We start from the raw sequence: 18084 nt of genomic DNA, 5'->3' as shown, positions 1-18084 counted from the left end.
TTCGTTCGGCTAGCCCGCCAACCGTCGCGGCTCCCGTTTGTCCTAACTTTTTGTTATTTGATCTAACAATTCGTTTGACAGTCGGGGGAGGAATGAATTACGATCTTGCTGAACGCGACTGGAGAGGACGTACATGTGCATATGGAATCGGTAAACGACGAACGGGCGTTTCTGTCCGATCTGGTGACGGGTATCGCCGCGCAGTTCGGCGATCGATGCGAGGTCGTGCTGCACGATCTGAAGCGCCCGTACGACAGCACGATCGTGGCGATCGCCAACGGCCACGTCACCGGCCGGCGGATCGGCGACCCCGGGACGAACCTTGGACTCGAGCTGCTGCGTGGCCGAACGGAGAGCGGGACCAAGCTGAACTACGTCACCCAGACCAAGGACGGCCGCATCCTGCGGTCCAGCTCGATGTACGTGCACAACGGCGCGGGAGAAGTCGTCGGCGCCCTGTGCATCAACTTCGACGTGACCGATCTAATGGTCGCGAGCGGCACGCTGCAATCGCTCGTCGGAGCGCAGGGGCAGGAACGGGTGAAGGAGACGTTCGTCACGAGCGTCGGGGAGCTGCTGGACGCGCTGATTCAGGAGGCGCAGGAGCAGGTGGGCAAGCCGGTCGCCGTCATGACGAAGGAAGACAAAATCCGCATGATCCGTCTGCTCGACGAGAAGGGAGCCTTCCTCGTCAAAAAGGGCGGAGAGAAAATCGGCGCCTATCTCAACATCTCCAAATACACCCTGTACAGTTACCTGGAAGAAGGCAAAAAGGAAGCCGGCGAAAGGAGCGGTCCCGGATGAATCGAAACGATAGCCACGCGGCCAAAGCGGCGGCGGGCATTCGCTGGAAAGAGATGGAGACGCCCCGGCTCCTCATCGACGAAGCCAGGATGGACCGCAATATCGCTGCCATGGCGGAGCTGGCCCGGGCGCGGGGGGTCCGGCTGCGTCCGCACGCCAAGACGCACAAGCTGCCCTCGGTGGCGCTGAGGCAGATCGAGGCAGGAGCGAAGGGCATCACCGTCGCCAAGGTGTCGGAGGCCGAGTTGATGGCCGCGCACGGCGTGAGCGACATCTTTATCGCCTATCCGCTCGTGACGGAGGGCAAGCTCGCGCGAGCGCTTGAGCTTGCCAGGCGGATCCGGCTGATCGCGGGCGTGGACAGCCTGCCGGGCGCGGAGCGGGCCGACCGGGCCGCGTCCGAGGCGGGCAGGACGCTTGAGGTGCGGCTCGAAATCGACATCGGCTTCCGCCGGACCGGGGTACCCTATGCGGAGGCCGAAGCGCTCGCGGTGGCGATCGCCGGGCTGCCCCATTTGCGGCTGACCGGTATCTACACCTTCCGCGGCGCGCAGCTGAACGGGCGGCCGACGCTCGATCTCGCTGCGGCCGGCGCCGAAGAAGGCGCGCTCATGGTCGGGCTGGCCGAGCGTCTGCGGGCGAGGGGCATCCCAATCGCGGACGTCAGCGTCGGCTCAACGCCGACCGCCGCCTACGCCGCCGCCGTGCCCGGCGTGACGGAGATCCGTCCCGGCACGTACGTCTTCCAGGACCGGATGCAGGCGGCCTTCGGAGTATGCGGTCCGGACGACTGCGCGGGCAGCGTGCTCGTCACCGTCGTCAGCCGGCCAGCCGCCGACCTCGCCATCGTCGATGGCGGAAGCAAGACGTTCGCCACGGACGTGCAGCCGGACGTCCCCCCGCTCCATCTGCGGGGCTTCGGCCGGATCGTCGGCTACGACGACGCCCGGCTCGTCCGTATGAGCGAAGAGCACGGCATGGTGGAGCTGGGACCGGACGCGCAGGCGGCCGACATCCGGGTCGGCGATCGGCTGCGTATCGTCCCGAACCACATTTGCAGCACGGTCAACTTACACAACCAGGTATGGATGCAACGCGGCGACCGCTTCGAGGCCGTCCCGGTCCTCGGCCGCGGTCTGCTCGAGTAACGGCCGCTCCGGCTCCGTTTCTGATCTCGCATCGATTTTCCTACATTCCACTCGTATCGGAGGTTATCTCATGTCCAAGATCGAACAACGTCTGCAAACGCTCGGCATCGTCCTGCCCCCGCCGCCGGAGCCCAAGTTCACCTATATTCCGTGCAGCCGGACGGGCAATCTTCTCTATCTATCCGGCCAAGATTGCCGAGTCGACGGGAACCTGCTGTACGAAGGCAAGCTCGGCATCGATCTGACGATCGAGCAAGGCCAGGAAGCGGCGCGCCAGACGATCATCAACTGCCTGGCGGTCATGAAGGGTTATCTGGGCGATCTCGACCGGGTCGTGAAGATCGTGAAGGTGCTCGGCTTCGTGAACAGCGCGCCCGGCTTCGGCGACCAGCCGTTCGTCATCAACGGCGCTTCGGATCTGCTCGTCGAAATCTTCGGCGACGCGGGACGCCATGCCCGTTCGGCGATTGGGACGAGCGAGCTGCCCTTCCATACGCCGGTCGAGATCGAGCTCATCGCGGAGATTCGCGATTAAGCTTCCTTTCCTCCAACCGAATCGATTGCAACATCCTGCTAAGACGGACCCGGCGGTAACCCGGCGGTCCGTCTTTTTTGTTTATACTTTATTTAGATTTGGATTTAGCCGGGATTTAGGCTTGCTTGGTATGATAATGCCATAAGCAACCGTATAAAGGAGATGAACGCATCGTGTCGATCCGCAAAAAATTGATCCTCTCCTATATCGCGATGATCGTCGTGCCGGTCGTCCTGGTGGCGATAACCGCGATCGCTGTGTTTTCGGCGGCCGGCCGGGGATCGGACCAGGCGAAGCCGGCGGCGCCTAATCAGAAGGAGCTGGTCACGGGCGAATGGTCCGAAGGCTTTCTCTTCGCCGTCGGCCGGGAGCCGGGGCTGCTGTCGGACGAGACGTTCCTGCATGCGACGGACGAACGGCTGGCGGAGATGGGCATGGGGATGGCGGTGGCGCGGAACGGGCGCCTGCTGCACCTGTCCGAAGGGCTCGTCCCTTCCGCCCGGGCGGCTGGCGGCGACGAGGCGCTGCTCGGACGGCTGGACGCGTATGAGACGGCGCACCGGAGCGACTGGGGAGGGGGCGGCAATCCGTGGCACTCCGGCTACTTGAAGCTTGGCGACGCCAGCTACGAGGTGGACCGAAAGACCGTCGCGGAGGACACCGTATATATGCTGAAAAACACGAGCGAGCGCCACAATTGGTTTCAGACCGGCTTCCCGCTGATCCCGATCGCGCTGATCCTCGGCATCGTGCTGACCAACGGACTGCTCACTTATTTCGTCTCCCGCAGCATCATCCGTCCGCTTCAGGCGCTCAAGCGCGCCGCCGAGCGGATCAAGGACGGCGATTTGGGCGAAGCCGCGCTCGTCCGCCGCAAGGACGAAATCGGCGAGGTGGGGGCCGCGTTCGAGGAGATGCGGCTGCGCCTGAAGGAGTCCATCGCGCTGCAGCTCCAGTACGAGGACAATCGCAAGGAACTGCTCTCGAACATCTCGCACGACCTGAAGACGCCGATCGCGGCGATCGCGGGCTGCGCGGAAGGGCTGCGGAGCGGCATCGCGGACACGCCGGACAAACGGATGAAGTACATCGACATGATCGCCAGCAAGACGAACGACATGGACCGAATGATCGACGAGCTGTTCCTCTTTTCCAAGCTCGATTTGAAGCGGGAGCCGTTCCGCTTCGAGACGATCGATCTTGCCGGCTACCTGCGGCAGATCGCCGACGAGATGAAGCACGACCCGCTGTTCCAGGGCGTCCGGATTTCGCTGGACGTGCCTGACGAAGGCCGACCCGAGCCCGTCACGGCCGATCGAGAGAAGCTCGGACGGGTCATCGCGAACATCGCGAACAACAGCTTGAAGTTCATGGACAAGGACGAGCGCGAGCTGTCGATCTCGCTGCGGCCCGGCCCCGCCGAATCGGAGGTCTCCGTCCGAATCAGGGACAACGGCCGCGGCATCGCGCCGGAGGCGCTGCCCCTCGTCTTCGAGCGGTTCTATCGGGCCGATCCGTCGCGAAACGCGGCGGCGGGAGGCAGCGGACTAGGCCTGTCGATCGTGCGGCAGCTGGTCGAGGCGCACGGCGGGACCGTCTGGGCGGAGAGCGAGCCGGGCGTCGGGACGACGATCGGGTTCACGCTGACGCGAGCCGTGCCGAAGGAGGAAGCGGAGGAGCCCGGCGACGGGACGGACCAAGCGGACGAAGGAGGAGAGGGGCATGAGCGGGACGGGCGAAACGGCTAAACGCATCTTGATTATTGAGGACGACCCCGTCATCTCGGAGGTGCAGAAGGACTTTCTCGAAGCGGGCGGCTTTCAGGTGGAGGTGGCTGCCAACGGCGACGAGGGGCTGCGCCGGGCAATCGGGGAACCGTTCGACCTCTTGCTGCTCGATCTGATGCTGCCGGGTCTCGACGGCTACGAGATTTGCCGGCAAGTCCGCGAGGTCAAGGAGATCCCGATCTTGATGGTTTCCGCCAAAAAAGAAGAGATCGACAAGATCCGCGGCTTCGGGCTCGGCGCCGACGACTATCTGATCAAGCCCTTTGGCGTCGGAGAGCTCGTCGCCCGCGTGAAGGCACACCTCGCCCGGTACGAGCGGCTGACCCAGAGCGGCGCCGCTGCGGACGCCGAAGCCGGCAACGCGTCCGCCCGGATCCAAATGCCGAATCTCATCATCGACAAGCGTTCGCGCCAGGTGTTCGTGGCCGGCAAGGAGACGCCGCTCACGACCAAAGAGTTCGATCTGCTGCTGTATATGGCCTCGCATCCGAACCGCGTCTTTCGCAAGGAAGAGCTGTTCGAGCGGGTTTGGGGACTCGATTCTTACGGCGATCTCGCGACGCTAACCGTCCACGTCAGCCGCCTGCGGGAGAAAATCGAGCGCGATCCGTCCAAGCCGCAGCAGATCGAGACGATCTGGGGCGTCGGTTACCGTTTTAATCTATAGTGCCATCTAATCGAAGCTAAGGGAGCGTGTAAAAGGATGGGGAACGTGAAAGCTAGCACAGGGGGAAACCGTTACGTACGGGTGTTGTATGCCTTTCTGGCCGTCGTCACCTTTGTCTGCATCGTCATTCAAGTGTTTCTGGCGGGGCTCGGGACGTTCGCGGGCTCCGCGAACTGGGAGTTGCACAGCACCTTCGTCAATTATTTCGAGTTTGCACCGGCGATCATGTTTTTGCTCTCGTTCGGAGGCCGCATCCGCGGGCTTTTGCGCTGGCTGCCGCTCGCGATGTTCCTGCTCATCTCGTTCCAGCATATGTCCGTGCGGGTGTTCGCGGACATCGGCCCGCTGGCGGCGTTTCATACGGTCGTGGCGCTCCTGCTGTTCTGGGCGTCGATGCATACGGCGAATCGATCCAAAGGCTGGCTCGTGCCCCGTCTGACCGACGCCGATGCGAACAAGGCGCAAGGAGCGTAAAAGATCGCCTTATAAACAGAAGAACCGCCTGGGTTCCCGGCCCTGACGGTTCTTCTTGCGCTTCGGCCCTCTCCAGGGGCGCGGGAGCGTCTTTACCCGACTTGCAGCATGCAAGGTCCGGATGCCTAGCCCTTGCCGCATGACCTTCGATAAAACGTGCCGCCTTCTTTCGGAAAGACGACAAACCGTTTTTACTTGGCTCGCTTTGATTTAGTAACCGGGTCTGGAGACGAATGTGAACTGCTTGCGATTGTACAAAATGTTGTTGACCTGGACGAATTCTTTGCCATAATATTCGATGAACCCGATGTCGCTGTGCGACTGCCCTTGGTAGATCTGCACCGGCACGTCGGCGGTGATGTGATCTTCGAAGTGGCGGTCGTCGTAGATGGTTTGGCCGTTCATGTACATTCCCATTCACCCCTCTTCCCTTTAAGCGCTGGCATAAGAGAAGACACATCAGCATTTCAAATCGTTGCAGGGAGCAAGCAATAATTTTTTGCGCGGAGGACGCTGCGGCCGCTCTCCGTCCAGGCAGCGAGGACTTGGAGGTAAAACGAGCGATGCGATGGATCGTAGGATTAGGCAACCCCGGACCCGCTTATGAGGCGACCCGGCACAATGCGGGCTTCATGGTCGTGGACGAGCTGGCCCGGCGGTGGAATACGCAGGTGAACCAGAGCAAATGCAAGGCGCTATACGGCGAAGCGCGCGTCCAGGGGACAAAGGTGGCGCTGCTGAAGCCGATGACGTATATGAACCTGTCGGGCGAGTCGGTCCGGTCGTTCATGGATTTTTACAAAGCCGATCTCACGGACGGCATTGTCGTATATGACGATCTGGACACGGAAACGGGCAAGATCCGGCTGCGGTACCAAGGGAGCGCCGGCGGGCACAACGGCATCAAGTCGATCATCCAGCACACGGGCACGCAATCGTTCAACCGGGTGCGCATGGGCATCTCCAGGCCGACGAACGGGATGCAGGTCGTCGACTACGTGCTGGCGCCGTTCGCCAAGAGCGAGCAGGCGGCGCTGCGCCAGATGATCGAGGACGCCTGCGACGCGATCGAGCACGCGCTCGCACATCCGTTCGACATGACGATGGCGAAGTTTAACGGCAAGTAACAGGCAGCTCCTGCGCTTAAAACCACCTTTTGGCGGGCATACTAGAGGAATCGCGGCAGCGCCGCATAACCCGCCATTAGGAGGCATACAAATGGCTGTAAACTACGTTTGCCGACATTGTCAGATGCCGCTTGGCAGCTTCGAGAGCGGCCAGGTTTCGGAGTATCGTTTGGGCCTGCATTTCTTGACCCCCGAGGAGCGAAAGCGTATAATAGCGTATAATTCCAACGGGGACGTAACGGTCCAAGTCATTTGCGATTACTGCAGCCAGACGCTGGAGCAACATCCGGAACTGGCACTCTTGACCAATCCGCTTCAATAGCGTTCCGCGACCCGGGACAATGGAGAGGCCTTGGCTTGCTGCCGAGGCTTCTTTTTGAATGATTCGGACCGGATGCCTCGCCCGGGTCCGTCGAAGAGGCATGCCCTCGCAAGGCGGCGCCCGCCGCTGGTCGCGCCGAATCTCCGGGGAAGCGAACGCCTAGATTAGAATCGACCGATAAGGGGAAACGCGATGAAGCCGTTGATGAATACGTTTGCCACCGATCCCGACTTCCTGTCCGTCTTGGCCGGCGTGAAAGGCAACATGCGGGAGCAGCTGGTCGCGGGGCTGTCCGGTTCGGCCCGACAAGTGATGATCGCGTCGATGTATCGGGAGCTCCATCGTCCGATACTCGTCGTCACCCATAATATGTTCGCGGCGCAAAAAATGGCGGAGGACCTGCAGGAGTGCCTCTCTGCCGAAGAGGTGCTGCTGTACCCGGCCAACGAGCTGATCGCGGCCGAGACGGCGATCTCGAGTCCCGAGACGTCGGCGCGCCGGATGGACGTCCTGCTCCAACTCGCGGAAGGCTTCCGCGGGGTCGTTGTCGTGCCGTTCTCCGGCATTCGCCGATTCCAGCCGGACCACGAGACGATGGCGAGCGCCCTTGTGACGCTTCGCGTAGGCGACACGCTTTCGATGGACGATTTTCTCCGCCGCATGATCGGACTCGGCTATGAACGGGTCGACCGCGTCGAGCAGAAGGGCCACCTCAGCGTGCGCGGGGGCATCGCCGACTTTTTCCCGTTGACGTCGCCTACGGCGGTGCGGGTCGAGTGGTTCGACGACGAGATCGACTCGATCCGCACGTTCGATCCGACGGACCAACGCTCCGTCGACAAGCTGGAGTCGTACCTCGTGCGGCCGTGCCGGGAGATCATCGCAGACGAGCGCAGATTCGGCAATGCCGCGCAGCATGCCTTCGACCTGCTCGAAGCGCAGTTGGCCAAGATGACGGACCGGCAGGCCAAGGAGCGGCTGCGCACCGAAATTACCCGGGAAATCGACTTTTTGCGGCAAAATGTTTATTTCTCCGAAATCTACAAATATATCTCTTTGCTCTATCCCGAGAGACAGACGCTGCTCGACTATATTCCGCGCGACACGGTGCTGCTCATGGACGAGCCGAACCGGCTCGGAGAGACGGCCCGGCAGCTGGAGCGGGACGAGACCGAATGGACGACGCACCTGCTGCAGCAGGGCAAGTCGCTTCCAGGCTTCGTGCTGGCCGTGCCGGCGGAGCAGGCGCTGTATCCGAAAGCGTTTCAGACGGTATACATGTCGCTCTTCGTCCGCCAGATTCCGCATACGCAGCCGCAAAATATCGTGAACTTCGTCTGCCGCGCGATGCAGAATTTCCACGGCCAGATGAACGTGCTGAAGGCCGAGATGGAGCGCTGGCGCAAGGGCGGCGCGCACATCGTCATGCTCGCGGGCAATGCCGAGCGCGCGGAACGGATGCGCCGGGTGCTCGACGACTACCATATCGAGACGCCGGAAATCGAGCTCGGCAATCTGCAGAGCGGCTTCGAGCTGCCTTCGATCAAGCTCGTCGTCATCACCGAAGGCGAGATGTTCACCCAGAAGCAGCGCAAGGCGCGCCGCGTCGACCGCCGGATGGACAACGCCGAACGCATCAAGAGCTATACCGAGCTGAAGGTCGGCGATTACGTCGTTCACCAGAACCACGGGATCGGCAAATATCTCGGTATCGGGACGCTCGAAGTGGGCGGCATTCATAAGGACTATTTGCATATCATCTATGCCGGTGGGGACCGTTTGTCGGTGCCGGTCGAGCAGTTCGACCTGATCCAGAAATACGTCGGCTCCGAGGAGAAGGACCCGAAGGTCAACAAGCTTGGCGGCGCCGACTGGACGCGGGTCAAGTCGAAGGTGCGCTCGTCGGTCAAGGACATCGCGGACGACCTGATCAAGCTGTACGCCGAGCGGCAGGCGACCTCTGGCCACGGCTTCGGCGACGACACGCCCTACCAGCAGGAGTTCGAGGCGATGTTTCCGTACGACGAGACCACGGACCAACTGCGGGCGATCGAAGAGATCAAGGTGGATATGCAACAACCGCGGCCGATGGACCGTCTGTTATGCGGAGACGTCGGCTACGGCAAGACCGAAGTGGCGATCCGCGCGGCGTTCAAGGCGGCGATCGAGGGCAAGCAGGTGGCCGTCCTCGTCCCGACGACGATTCTCGCGCAGCAGCATTACGAGACGTTCCGCGAGCGGTTTTCGGGCTATCCGTTCAATATCAAGGTGCTGAGCCGGTTCCGCTCCCGCAAGGAGCAGAACGAGACGATCAAAGGCGTGAAGGCCGGCACCGTGGACGTGCTGATCGGAACGCACCGCCTGCTCTCGCAGGACGTCGTCTTCAAAGACCTTGGCCTGCTCATCGTCGACGAGGAGCAGCGGTTCGGCGTGTCCCACAAGGAGAAGCTGAAGCGGCTCAAGACGAACGTGGACGTCCTCACGCTGACCGCGACGCCGATCCCGCGGACGCTGCACATGTCGATGCTCGGCGTGCGGGATCTGTCGGTCATCGAGACGCCGCCGGAGAACCGGTTCCCCGTGCAGACGTACGTCGTGGAGTACAGCCCGACGCTCGTGCGCGAGGCGATCGAGCGGGAGATGGCCCGGGACGGCCAGGTGTACTTCCTGTTCAACCGCGTCCAGGGCATCTATCAGATGGCGGAGCAAATTACGGCGCTGGTGCCGGATGCCCGCATCGCCGTCGCGCACGGCCAAATGTCCGAGCAGGAGCTCGAGCGCACGATCCTCGACTTCCTCGACGGCGAATACGACGTGCTGGTCAGCACCAGCATCATCGAGACGGGCGTGGATATCCCGAACGTCAACACGCTCATCGTGCACGATGCGGACAAAATGGGCCTGTCCCAGCTGTACCAGCTGCGCGGCCGGGTTGGGCGATCCAACCGGATCGCGTACGCCTACTTCACCTACCAGCGGGACAAGGTGCTGAACGAAGTGGCCGAGAAGCGTCTCCAGTCGATCAAGGAATTCACCGAGCTCGGATCGGGCTTCAAGATCGCGATGCGCGACTTGTCGATCCGCGGGGCGGGCAACCTGCTCGGCGCGGAGCAGCACGGCTTCATCGCGTCCGTCGGCTTCGACTTGTACTCGCAGATGCTGGCGGAGGAGATCCAAGCGCGCAAGCTGGAGTGGCATGGGGGCAAAGCGCTGCCGCCGCCTCCGGTCAATACGCAGCTCGACATCGGCGTCGATGCGTATTTGCCGCCGGACTATATCTACGACAGCATTCAGAAGATCGAGATCTACAAGAAGGTCGCCGCCGCAGCGTCGATGGATGACGTGAACGATCTGTTCGACGAGCTGACCGACCGGTTCGGCGATCCGCCGAAGTCGGTGCTGAATCTGCTCGCCGTTGCGCGGCTCAAGGTGTTCGGCCGCCGTTACGGCATCGAGTCGATCGTGAAGCGGGGCGACGACGTGACGCTCAAGTTCGAGGAGCGCCGCCGGGGAGAGATCGAAGAACCGAAGCTGAAGGCGCTGGAGGCCAAATACCAGGGGCGTATGCAGATCGTCTCCTTCTCGCCGCAGCCCGTCGTGCGTCTCGTCGTCAAGCGTCTGGACGACGATGCGATGTTGGCGCTTGTCGAGGAGTTTCTGGTACAATATCAGGAAGTGACAAAGATCAAGGGGGAATTACAGGATGTCGCACCCTAAACGCAGATCGTACCGCCGGCTCGGCCTGAGCCTGCTGGCCGTCGTTCTGCTGGCCGCGCTCGTCGCCGGCTGCGGCAAGAAGGATAAGGTCGTAGCGGAATACGAAGGCGGTCAAATTACGAACAAGGAATTCACGTCTTACAAAACGTTTATGAAAATCGTCAACCCGATGTACGCGAGCATCGTAGACGAGCCTACCGTTCAGGAGAGCATCCTGAAGCAATTCATCGCGATCCGCATCCTGAGCCAGCGCGCGAGCGACGAGGCCAAGAAGGAAGGCCAGCAGGACGCGGACAAGCAGTTCGCGGAGATCAAGAAATCGCTGGACGCCGACGCCGACACCAAGAAGGCCATGAAGGACGGCGGCCTTACCCAAGACCAGATGAAGCTGTTCATCAACGAGCAGCTCATCATGTTGAAGGACTCGGAGCTCAAGGTAACGGACGACGACGTCAAGGCGTATTACGACAAGAACAAAGACAAGTTCGAAAAGCGCGTGTCGCTTCGCCATATCCTGATCGGCCTGACCGACAAAAACCAGAAGACGCGCACCAAGGAAGAAGCGCTGAAGCTGGCCAACGAAGTCAAAGCCAAGCTCGAAGCCGGCGGAGACTGGACCGAGCTCGCCAAGGAATATTCCGACGATACCGCCTCCGTGGCGGACGGCGGTCTCTATGCGAACTCCGATCCGGACCAGTTTGTCGAAGCGTTCAAAAACGCCGCCAAGACGCTGCCGATCGGCAAGATCAGCGATCCTGTCGAGACGGAGTACGGCTATCACGTGATGAAGGTCGAATCCCGCGGCCAAGCGTTTGACGACAAGGCCAAGGAAGAGATTCGGCAGACGCTCAGCTCCGAGAGCATCGATAAGTTCATGTCGGACGAGCTGCCGAAGTTGATCAAGGAGATCAAAAATCTCCCGCCGATCCCATCCCCGTCGCCTTCGGCTTCCGGTTCGGAATCGCCTTCCGCGAGCGCGTCGGCCTCGTCGAGCCCCTCGGCATCGCCGAGCGAATCGGCAAGCAAGTAAGCGGACGCCGCCGCTCGCCGCGGCATTTGGCAGAAAGCCCTCCTTCGGGAGGGCTTTCGTGCGTTTGGCGACCGGTTCCTCGGAGGGGGCCGGTGGGAAGTGTCGGTTGTGGGGAGGTGTAGGTGGTTAGGGGAAAAGTGCGGTTTTGCGTCGATGTAGGTAGTGAAAGTGCGCACATTTGGGGGAAGCGGTGGTTTGACGTCAGGGGTAGAGAAAGAGCGCACATTTGTGGGAAGCGTTGGTTCTGAGTTGATGTAGGTAGTTAAAGTAGCACGTTTGGGGGAAGTAGCGATTCTGCGCCGATGTGGGTAGTTAAACTACGCACATTCGTGGGAAGTGGCGATCCAGCGTCGATGTGGGTAGTTAAAGTACGCACATTTGGGGGAAGTGGCGATTCTGCGCCGATGTGGGTAGTTAAACTACGCACATTCGTGGGAAGTGACGATCCAGCGTCGATGTGGGTAGTTAAACTGCGCACATTCGTGGAAAGTGGTGGCCCAGCGCCGATGTAGGTAGTTAGAGTACGTACATTCGTGGGAAGTGGTGGTCCAGCGTCGGATCTAGGAAGTTAAAGTACGCACATTTGAGGGAAGTGGCGGTTCGGCGTCGATATAGGTAGCTAAAGTACGCACATTTGGGGGAAGTGGCGATTCTGCGCCGATGTGGGTTGTTAAAGTACGCACATTTGGGGGAAGTGGCGATTCTGCGCCGATGTGGGTAGTTAAACTACGCACATTCGTGGGAAGTGGCGATCCAGCGTCGATGTGGGTAGTTAAACTGCGCACATTCGTGGAAAATGGTGGTCCAGCGTCGGATGTAGGAAGTTAAAGTAAGCACATTTGAGGGAAGTGGTGGTCCAGCGCCGATGTAGGTAGTTAGAGTACATACATTCGTGGGAAGTGGTGGTCCAGCGTCGGATGTAGGAAGTTAAAGTACGCACATTTGAGGGAAGTGGCGGTTCGGCACCAATGTAGGTAGTTAAAGTACGCACATTCCTAGGAGAGAACCGGCTAGACAAAGAAGGAGTCCAGGACTCCCACTTGGCTGCGAAACGAACACTGTAACCCCAAGAAGGAGTATAGGGCTCCCTCTTGGCCGAGAAACACGCGCCTAAGCTTCAGCAGGACTCCTTCCTGGTCCCACCAGTTAAAAAGCCCTCACTCACGCGCAACCGTCTTCTCCTTCTCCATCCCCTCCGCACGTCGCCCTCTCCAACAAAAATTCATCTTGACAGGCGCCCATTCTTCGTCTAAATTAAATAAAAACCGATTGATTTAGTTGGTTATTAGAATAAGACTAGTTGACCAGATCACTGGAGACTAAGTTCCGCACAGCGACGGCTGCGCGAAGCTTGGTCTTTTTTTTCATTTTACCCCACGGGGGGAAAGCGAGCGTGCGGCGTCCATGATCGTCATTCGGGATTTGTGCAAGAGCTATGCTACGACATCTTCTACCGTAACGGCCCTTTCCGACGTGAACCTCACGATCGAGAAAGGGGATATATTCGGGATTATCGGGTTCAGCGGCGCGGGCAAGTCAACGCTCATCCGCTGTCTGAACCGCCTGGAAGAGCCGGACTCGGGCAGCATCCGGATCGGCGACCACGTCATCACGGACCTGAACGAGAAGGAGCTGCGGCTCGCCCGGCGCAAGATCGGCATGATCTTTCAACAGTTCAATCTGCTGGACGCCAAGACCGTCTGGCACAACGTCGCCTTTCCCCTGCAGGTGGCGGGGCATCCGAAGCCGTATATCCGCGATCGGGTGGCCGAGATTCTGGAGCTTGTGCAGCTCGGCGACAAGGCGGGCGCCTACCCGTCGCAGCTGAGCGGCGGGCAAAAGCAGCGCGTAGGCATCGCCCGGGCGCTCGCCAACGAGCCGGACGTGCTGCTGAGCGATGAAGCGACCTCGGCGCTCGATCCCCAAACGACCTATTCGATCCTGGAATTGCTGCAGGACATCAACCGCAAGCTCAAGCTCACGATCGTGCTGATCACGCACGAGCTCGACGTCCTCTCGCACATCTGCCGCAACATGGCGGTGATCGAAGGCGGCACGATCGTCGAGACGGGTTCGGTGGACCAATTTTTCCTGAATCCGCAAAGCGACACGGCCCGGCGGTTCGTCGGCATCGTGGACCGCTACCGCAATCGGAGCTACCGGCTGGAAGGGGCGGGGGCGGGCATATGAGAGACGATCTGATCGATTTGCTGTGGGAAGGGCTGCAGCAGACGTTGTACATGGTCTTCTGGTCCTCGATCTTTGCGCTCGCTCTCGGACTTGCACTCGGCGTGGCGCTCGTCGTCACGGAAAAGGGCGGAGTGCTCCCGGCACCGAAGCTGAACAAGCTGATCAGCCTGCTCATCAACAGCGTCCGCTCGCTGCCGTTCATCATCCTGATCGTACTGCTGCTGCCTCTGGCGCGGTTCGTCGTCGGCACGACGCTCGGTCCGACGGCCGCGATCGTATCGCTGTCCATCGGAGCCGCGCCCTTCCTCGGGCGCATCATCGAAAATACGCTCAAGGAAGTTGCCGAAGGAAAAATCGAGGCGGCCAAAGCGGTCGGAGCGACGCCGATGACGATCATCTTCCGGGTGCTCATCCCCGAAGCGCTTCCGGCTCTCGTGCGGAGCATCACGATCGCGATCATCGCCATCACGGAATTCACGGCCGTCGCCGGCGCCATTGGGGCCGGCGGGCTGGGGAGCCTGGCGATCCGGTTCGGCTACCAGCGGTTTCGCGAAGACATCATGCTCGCGACGGTGCTCGTCATCATCGCGCTCGTGCAGGCGATCCAATGGTCCGGCGACGGCGTCGCGAGGGCGATCCTGCGGCGGCGGACGAAAGCCGAGTAGGCGGCGTATCAGCGCATTCCGACGGTTTTACGGCTTCAACCCATAGATTCTTAATGAAAAGTAGGGAGTGGAGAAACATGTCTAGAAAGAAAAGTTTGTTCGCGGTAACGGCCATTTTGCTGGTGGCGGGGACGCTGCTGTCCGGCTGCGGGTCCAAAAACAACAATAACGGGTCGTCCGCCTCGCCGTCGCCTTCGGCCAGCGCGTCGGCCAGTCCGTCGGCTTCCGCCGAACCTTCGCCGGAGCCGGCCAAGGAGACGACCTTGAAGATCGGCGCGGCGGCTGTGCCGCACGCGGAAATCCTGAACTTCGTCAAGCCCGCGCTGAAGGAGCAGGGCGTCAACCTCGACATCGTCGTCTTCGACGACGAGGGACAGCTCAACCCCGCGCTCAAGGACGGCCAGATCGACGCGAATTACTTCCAGCACGTGCCGTACCTCGACTCCGTCGCGAAGGAGAAGGGCTACGACTTCGCCGTGACGACCAAAGTCCACGTAGAGCCAATCGGATTCTACTCCGACAAGCTGAAGTCGAAGGACGAGATCAAGGAAGGCGCCAAGATCGGCATTCCGAACAACCCGTCGAACGAATACCGCGCGCTCGTGCTGCTGCAGCAGCAAGGGCTGATCAAGCTGAAGGAAGGTTTGACAACCTATGAAGCGACGCCGAAGGACATCGTGGACAATCCGAAGAAGCTGAAGTTCGTCGAAGCCGATTCGGCTACGCTGCCCCGTTCGCTGCCCGATCTCGACGGCGCGATCATCAACACCAACCTCGTGCTCGAAGCCAAAATCGACCCGAAGAGCGCGCTCTTCCGTGAAGACGCCAACTCGCCATACGCCAACGTCATCGTCGTCCGCAAGGGGGACGAGAACCGCGAAGAGATCAAGAAGCTCGACGCGGCGCTGACGACGCCGGAAGTGAAGAAATTCATCGAGGACAAATACGGTGTGGCCGTCGTTCCTGCCTTCTAATTCCGTCCTAAAACTAAGCCGAAAGACCTAATTTTCCTCCTTGGCGCAGCGCGCCGAAGGGGCTTTCGCCAACACGCTCCGCAAAGCCTTCCTGCGATGAAGCCGTCCGTCCGGGACGGCTTTTTGGCATTGCTCGCGTAGTTTGTGTCATGTGTTAGATATAATGACATTTTCTCGCGCGCTGGCAGCGTAAGGTTGCTCATGGGCGAGCGTTCGATGCACTCGACGCGCGGACGAAGCTGGAGATGCAGGAGTGCGGGAGCATCCGGTGCTTCGCGGCATAGGCACAAGGGAGAGAAGTGGGGAGCGGCGGCGTATCGGAGAAGAGCTGTCCCTTGCTGTAGAATAGCCGTGCTTGCGGATGGTTGCATCCGGCGGGCATGGCTTTTTGCCGATTCCCGAATAGGACTCTGGTCATATTCGCATTCTTGGGTAAGGAATGAGTAGACGGAGGAACATGTTGCCAAAACGACCGGCAGACGCGTCCAAAGAGCGCCCGCGGCGCGTGGATGGGGCTTCCCTCCAGCGGAGGGCAAGCGCATAAGAAATTGGGAGGGGTTGAATACTACTCCCAAGTTCAAGTTCACCCATTTCCCGAGTGCTCGTAGCGTTCGTCATACAGTCGTTCGCTGCTCTTCAGCGGCGTAGGCCATGGTCCAAAACATCCAAGAAAGCGGGGCAACACGAAACCATGAAAGCAACCGGTATTGTACGCCGCATTGATGACCTCGGCAGGGTAGTTATACCAAAAGAGATCCGCAGAACGCTCCGCATCCGCGAAGGGGATCCGCTGGAGATCTTCGTGGACCGGGACGGAGAAGTCATCCTTAAGAAGTACTCCCCCATCGGCGAGCTCGGCGACTTCGCCAAGGAATACGCCGAATCGCTGTCCGAGAGCACGGGCCATATCTGCCTGATTTCCGACCGGGATACGATCATCGCGGTGGCGGGCGCGTCCAAAAAGGAGTACTTGGACAAGCCGATTGGCAACGTGCTGGAAAACTGCATGGAAAACCGCAAAATCACGCTCGAGAGCAGCGCCGGCCAGGTCGACCTGATTCGCGACGGCAACGAATCGCTTAGCTCGTTCGTGGCGGCGCCGATCGTGGCGGGCGGCGATCCGATCGGGACGGTCGTCCTTCTGAGTAAAGAAGACGGCGTCTCGATGGCCGAGATGGAGAGCAAGATGGTCGAGACGGCGGCGGGTTTCCTGGCCAAGCAGATGGAGCAATAGAAGACGCTGCGATGCACGGCGCGCATGCGATTGCCGGATGGCAGGCAGCGCACGCGAATCGGCGAAAAAGCTTCCCGGAGCTGTGGAGATCCACGGTCCGAGAAGCTTTTTTGAGTGTATCGGTTACACGGGCTCCCACGTTCAAGCAAGTGAGAAGTTCGGAGCGAGGCCCGGGATTGGCATCGCCCTACGGGGGCGAGAGGCAAGGGGTACGATAACCAGAACTAGTCTGAGAGGTGTTGTCGCTGCAAGCCTGCTGCCGCTGCCCGGCTATCAGCTCCAAAGACGCTGCCGGTCCGTCTCCTTGTGCTATAATGGTCTCGACAAGCGACTTGATGCAGAGGAGGGGAACGGCCGCGGCGCGCATCACCGGGGCGGTTCATACGCATATTGAAATCGAACGCTCCCAAAGCCGTATGGCAGGGGGCGGCGCTGCTCGGGGGCGCCGCTCTGGCGTCCAAGCTGATCGGGACGCTGCAGAAAATCCCGCTGCAGAATTTGGCCGGCGATCGCGTCTTCGGCCTTTATAGCGCCGTCTACGCCCTTGCGGTCATGTGGATGACGCTCGCGGCGGCCGGCGTGCCGGTCGCCGTGTCGCTGCTCGTCGCCGAACGCCATGCGGCCGGCGACGAAGCCGGCGCCCGACGGGTGCGGCGTTACGCGACGGCGCTGCTGTCGCTCACGGGGCTGGCCGCCTTCGCCGCGCTGCAGGCCTGCGCCGATACGCTCGCGGGGTGGATGGGCTCCCCGGAGGCGGCGGCCGCGATCCGCACGTCGTCGATCGCGCTGCTCGTCGCGCCGATGACGGCCGCGATGCGCGGCTACGCGCAGGGGCGGATGGAGATGCTCCGCCCCGCCGTCTCGCAGCTGCTGGAGCAGGTCGCGCGCGTCGCCTTTATGATCGTCGCGCTCCTGTGGGCGCTGCGGCAGGCGTACGGGCCGGCTTCGACCGCCGCCGCCGTTCACGGCGGCCTCGCGGCCGGCGCCGCGGCGGGGCTGGTCGCGATGCTGCTGCCAATCCGCAGACGGCGCGCGGGGACAAGCGCCTCGCCGAAAGCGGACGTCTCGGCGGGTGGAGTGCCAACGTACGCCGACGCGCAGGAACGGCGATCCGAACCGTCGCCCGCCCCGGCGCCGAACGAGACGGGCTGGCCGCTCGTGCGACGCATCGCCGCGGTCGCGCTGCCCGTCGCCGCGGGCTCGGTCGTGGCGCCGCTGTTCGGCTTGATCGACGCCTTTACGCTGCCGCGGCTCTTGCAGCACGCGGGCGATTCGGCAGCCGCCGCGATGACCGCCTTCGGCGAATACAACCGCGGCATCGCCCTGCTCCAGCTCGTCGCCATGGCGGCCGGCGGCGCGGCCGCCGCGCTCGTGCCCGCGCTGACGGCGGCGCGCGCACGGGGCGACGCC

Annotated in this window: 16 protein-coding genes; 15 read left to right on the top strand and 1 reads right to left on the bottom strand. The window is 61.4% G+C overall.

Annotation, left to right across the window (positions count from 1 at the left end; translation table 11 throughout):
* Positions 1-141 precede the first annotated feature (141 nt).
* The 6 genes from LKX83_RS28335 (at position 142) to LKX83_RS28310 (ending at position 5415) form a co-directional block, all read left to right on the top strand.
* Entirely contained in the window at positions 142-804 is a 663-nt protein-coding gene (locus tag LKX83_RS28335) for a helix-turn-helix transcriptional regulator (protein ID WP_227886205.1), read from the top strand.
* Positions 801-1952 (top strand): alanine racemase, encoded by a 1152-nt coding sequence (locus LKX83_RS28330; protein WP_227886204.1) that lies wholly within the window; start codon positions 801-803, stop codon positions 1950-1952. Before LKX83_RS28335 ends, LKX83_RS28330 begins: the two co-directional genes overlap by 4 nt.
* Before the next feature lie 70 nt (positions 1953-2022).
* Positions 2023-2487: a RidA family protein gene (locus tag LKX83_RS28325; RefSeq protein ID WP_227886203.1), complete on the top strand. Its 465-nt coding sequence runs from the start codon at positions 2023-2025 to the stop codon at positions 2485-2487.
* A 173-nt stretch (positions 2488-2660) separates the two neighbouring features.
* On the top strand, positions 2661-4235 hold the full coding sequence (locus LKX83_RS28320) for a sensor histidine kinase (RefSeq protein ID WP_227886202.1): 1575 nt from the start codon (positions 2661-2663) through the stop codon (positions 4233-4235).
* Complete coding sequence (locus tag LKX83_RS28315; RefSeq protein ID WP_227886201.1) at positions 4210-4941, top strand: response regulator transcription factor; 732 nt, start codon at positions 4210-4212, stop codon at positions 4939-4941. Before LKX83_RS28320 ends, LKX83_RS28315 begins: the two co-directional genes overlap by 26 nt.
* 45 nt (positions 4942-4986) lie before the next feature.
* On the top strand, positions 4987-5415 hold the full coding sequence (locus LKX83_RS28310) for a DUF6220 domain-containing protein (protein WP_227886200.1): 429 nt from the start codon (positions 4987-4989) through the stop codon (positions 5413-5415).
* A 210-nt stretch (positions 5416-5625) separates the two neighbouring features.
* Here LKX83_RS28310 and LKX83_RS28305 read toward each other — a convergent pair whose 3' ends face one another.
* Positions 5626-5832: a hypothetical protein gene (locus LKX83_RS28305; RefSeq protein ID WP_227886199.1), complete on the bottom strand. Its 207-nt coding sequence runs from the start codon at positions 5830-5832 to the stop codon at positions 5626-5628.
* A gap of 146 nt (positions 5833-5978) precedes the next feature.
* Here LKX83_RS28305 and pth point away from each other — a divergent pair, with 146 nt between their 5' ends.
* The 9 genes from pth to LKX83_RS28260 form a co-directional block, all read left to right on the top strand.
* Positions 5979-6542, top strand: a complete 564-nt coding sequence (gene pth, locus LKX83_RS28300) for an aminoacyl-tRNA hydrolase (protein ID WP_227886198.1) — start codon at positions 5979-5981, stop codon at positions 6540-6542.
* A gap of 91 nt (positions 6543-6633) precedes the next feature.
* Positions 6634-6864 carry an anti-sigma-F factor Fin family protein gene (locus LKX83_RS28295; protein ID WP_227886197.1) on the top strand — a complete coding sequence of 77 codons (231 nt, stop codon included), beginning with the start codon at positions 6634-6636 and terminating at the stop codon, positions 6862-6864.
* A gap of 192 nt (positions 6865-7056) precedes the next feature.
* A complete protein-coding gene (gene mfd, locus LKX83_RS28290; protein ID WP_227886196.1) occupies positions 7057-10581 on the top strand; it encodes a transcription-repair coupling factor in 3525 nt (1174 codons plus the stop codon).
* Positions 10568-11611, top strand: coding sequence for a peptidylprolyl isomerase (locus LKX83_RS28285; RefSeq protein ID WP_227886195.1), 1044 nt, complete (start codon positions 10568-10570; stop codon positions 11609-11611). The genes mfd and LKX83_RS28285 overlap by 14 nt, the downstream gene beginning before the upstream one ends.
* Before the next feature lie 1404 nt (positions 11612-13015).
* Entirely contained in the window at positions 13016-13801 is a 786-nt protein-coding gene (locus LKX83_RS28280; RefSeq protein ID WP_227886194.1) for a methionine ABC transporter ATP-binding protein, read from the top strand.
* Positions 13798-14466, top strand: coding sequence for a methionine ABC transporter permease (locus LKX83_RS28275; protein WP_227886193.1), 669 nt, complete (start codon positions 13798-13800; stop codon positions 14464-14466). The genes LKX83_RS28280 and LKX83_RS28275 overlap by 4 nt, the downstream gene beginning before the upstream one ends.
* Before the next feature lie 77 nt (positions 14467-14543).
* Complete coding sequence (locus tag LKX83_RS28270) at positions 14544-15440, top strand: MetQ/NlpA family ABC transporter substrate-binding protein (protein WP_227886192.1); 897 nt, start codon at positions 14544-14546, stop codon at positions 15438-15440.
* Between the two features lie 691 nt (positions 15441-16131).
* Positions 16132-16674 carry a stage V sporulation protein T gene (gene spoVT / locus LKX83_RS28265; RefSeq protein WP_227886191.1) on the top strand — a complete coding sequence of 181 codons (543 nt, stop codon included), beginning with the start codon at positions 16132-16134 and terminating at the stop codon, positions 16672-16674.
* Between the two features lie 390 nt (positions 16675-17064).
* Positions 17065-18084, top strand: a 1020-nt coding sequence (locus tag LKX83_RS28260; RefSeq protein ID WP_227886190.1) for an oligosaccharide flippase family protein, incomplete at its 3' end; no start/stop codon positions are given.

The sequence above is a fragment of the Cohnella baijiui genome (assembly GCF_020731285.1).
Lineage (GTDB): Bacteria > Bacillota > Bacilli > Paenibacillales > Paenibacillaceae > Cohnella.
Note: the sequence above shows the minus strand (reverse complement) of the source record. Positions and strands in the feature narration are given on the sequence as shown.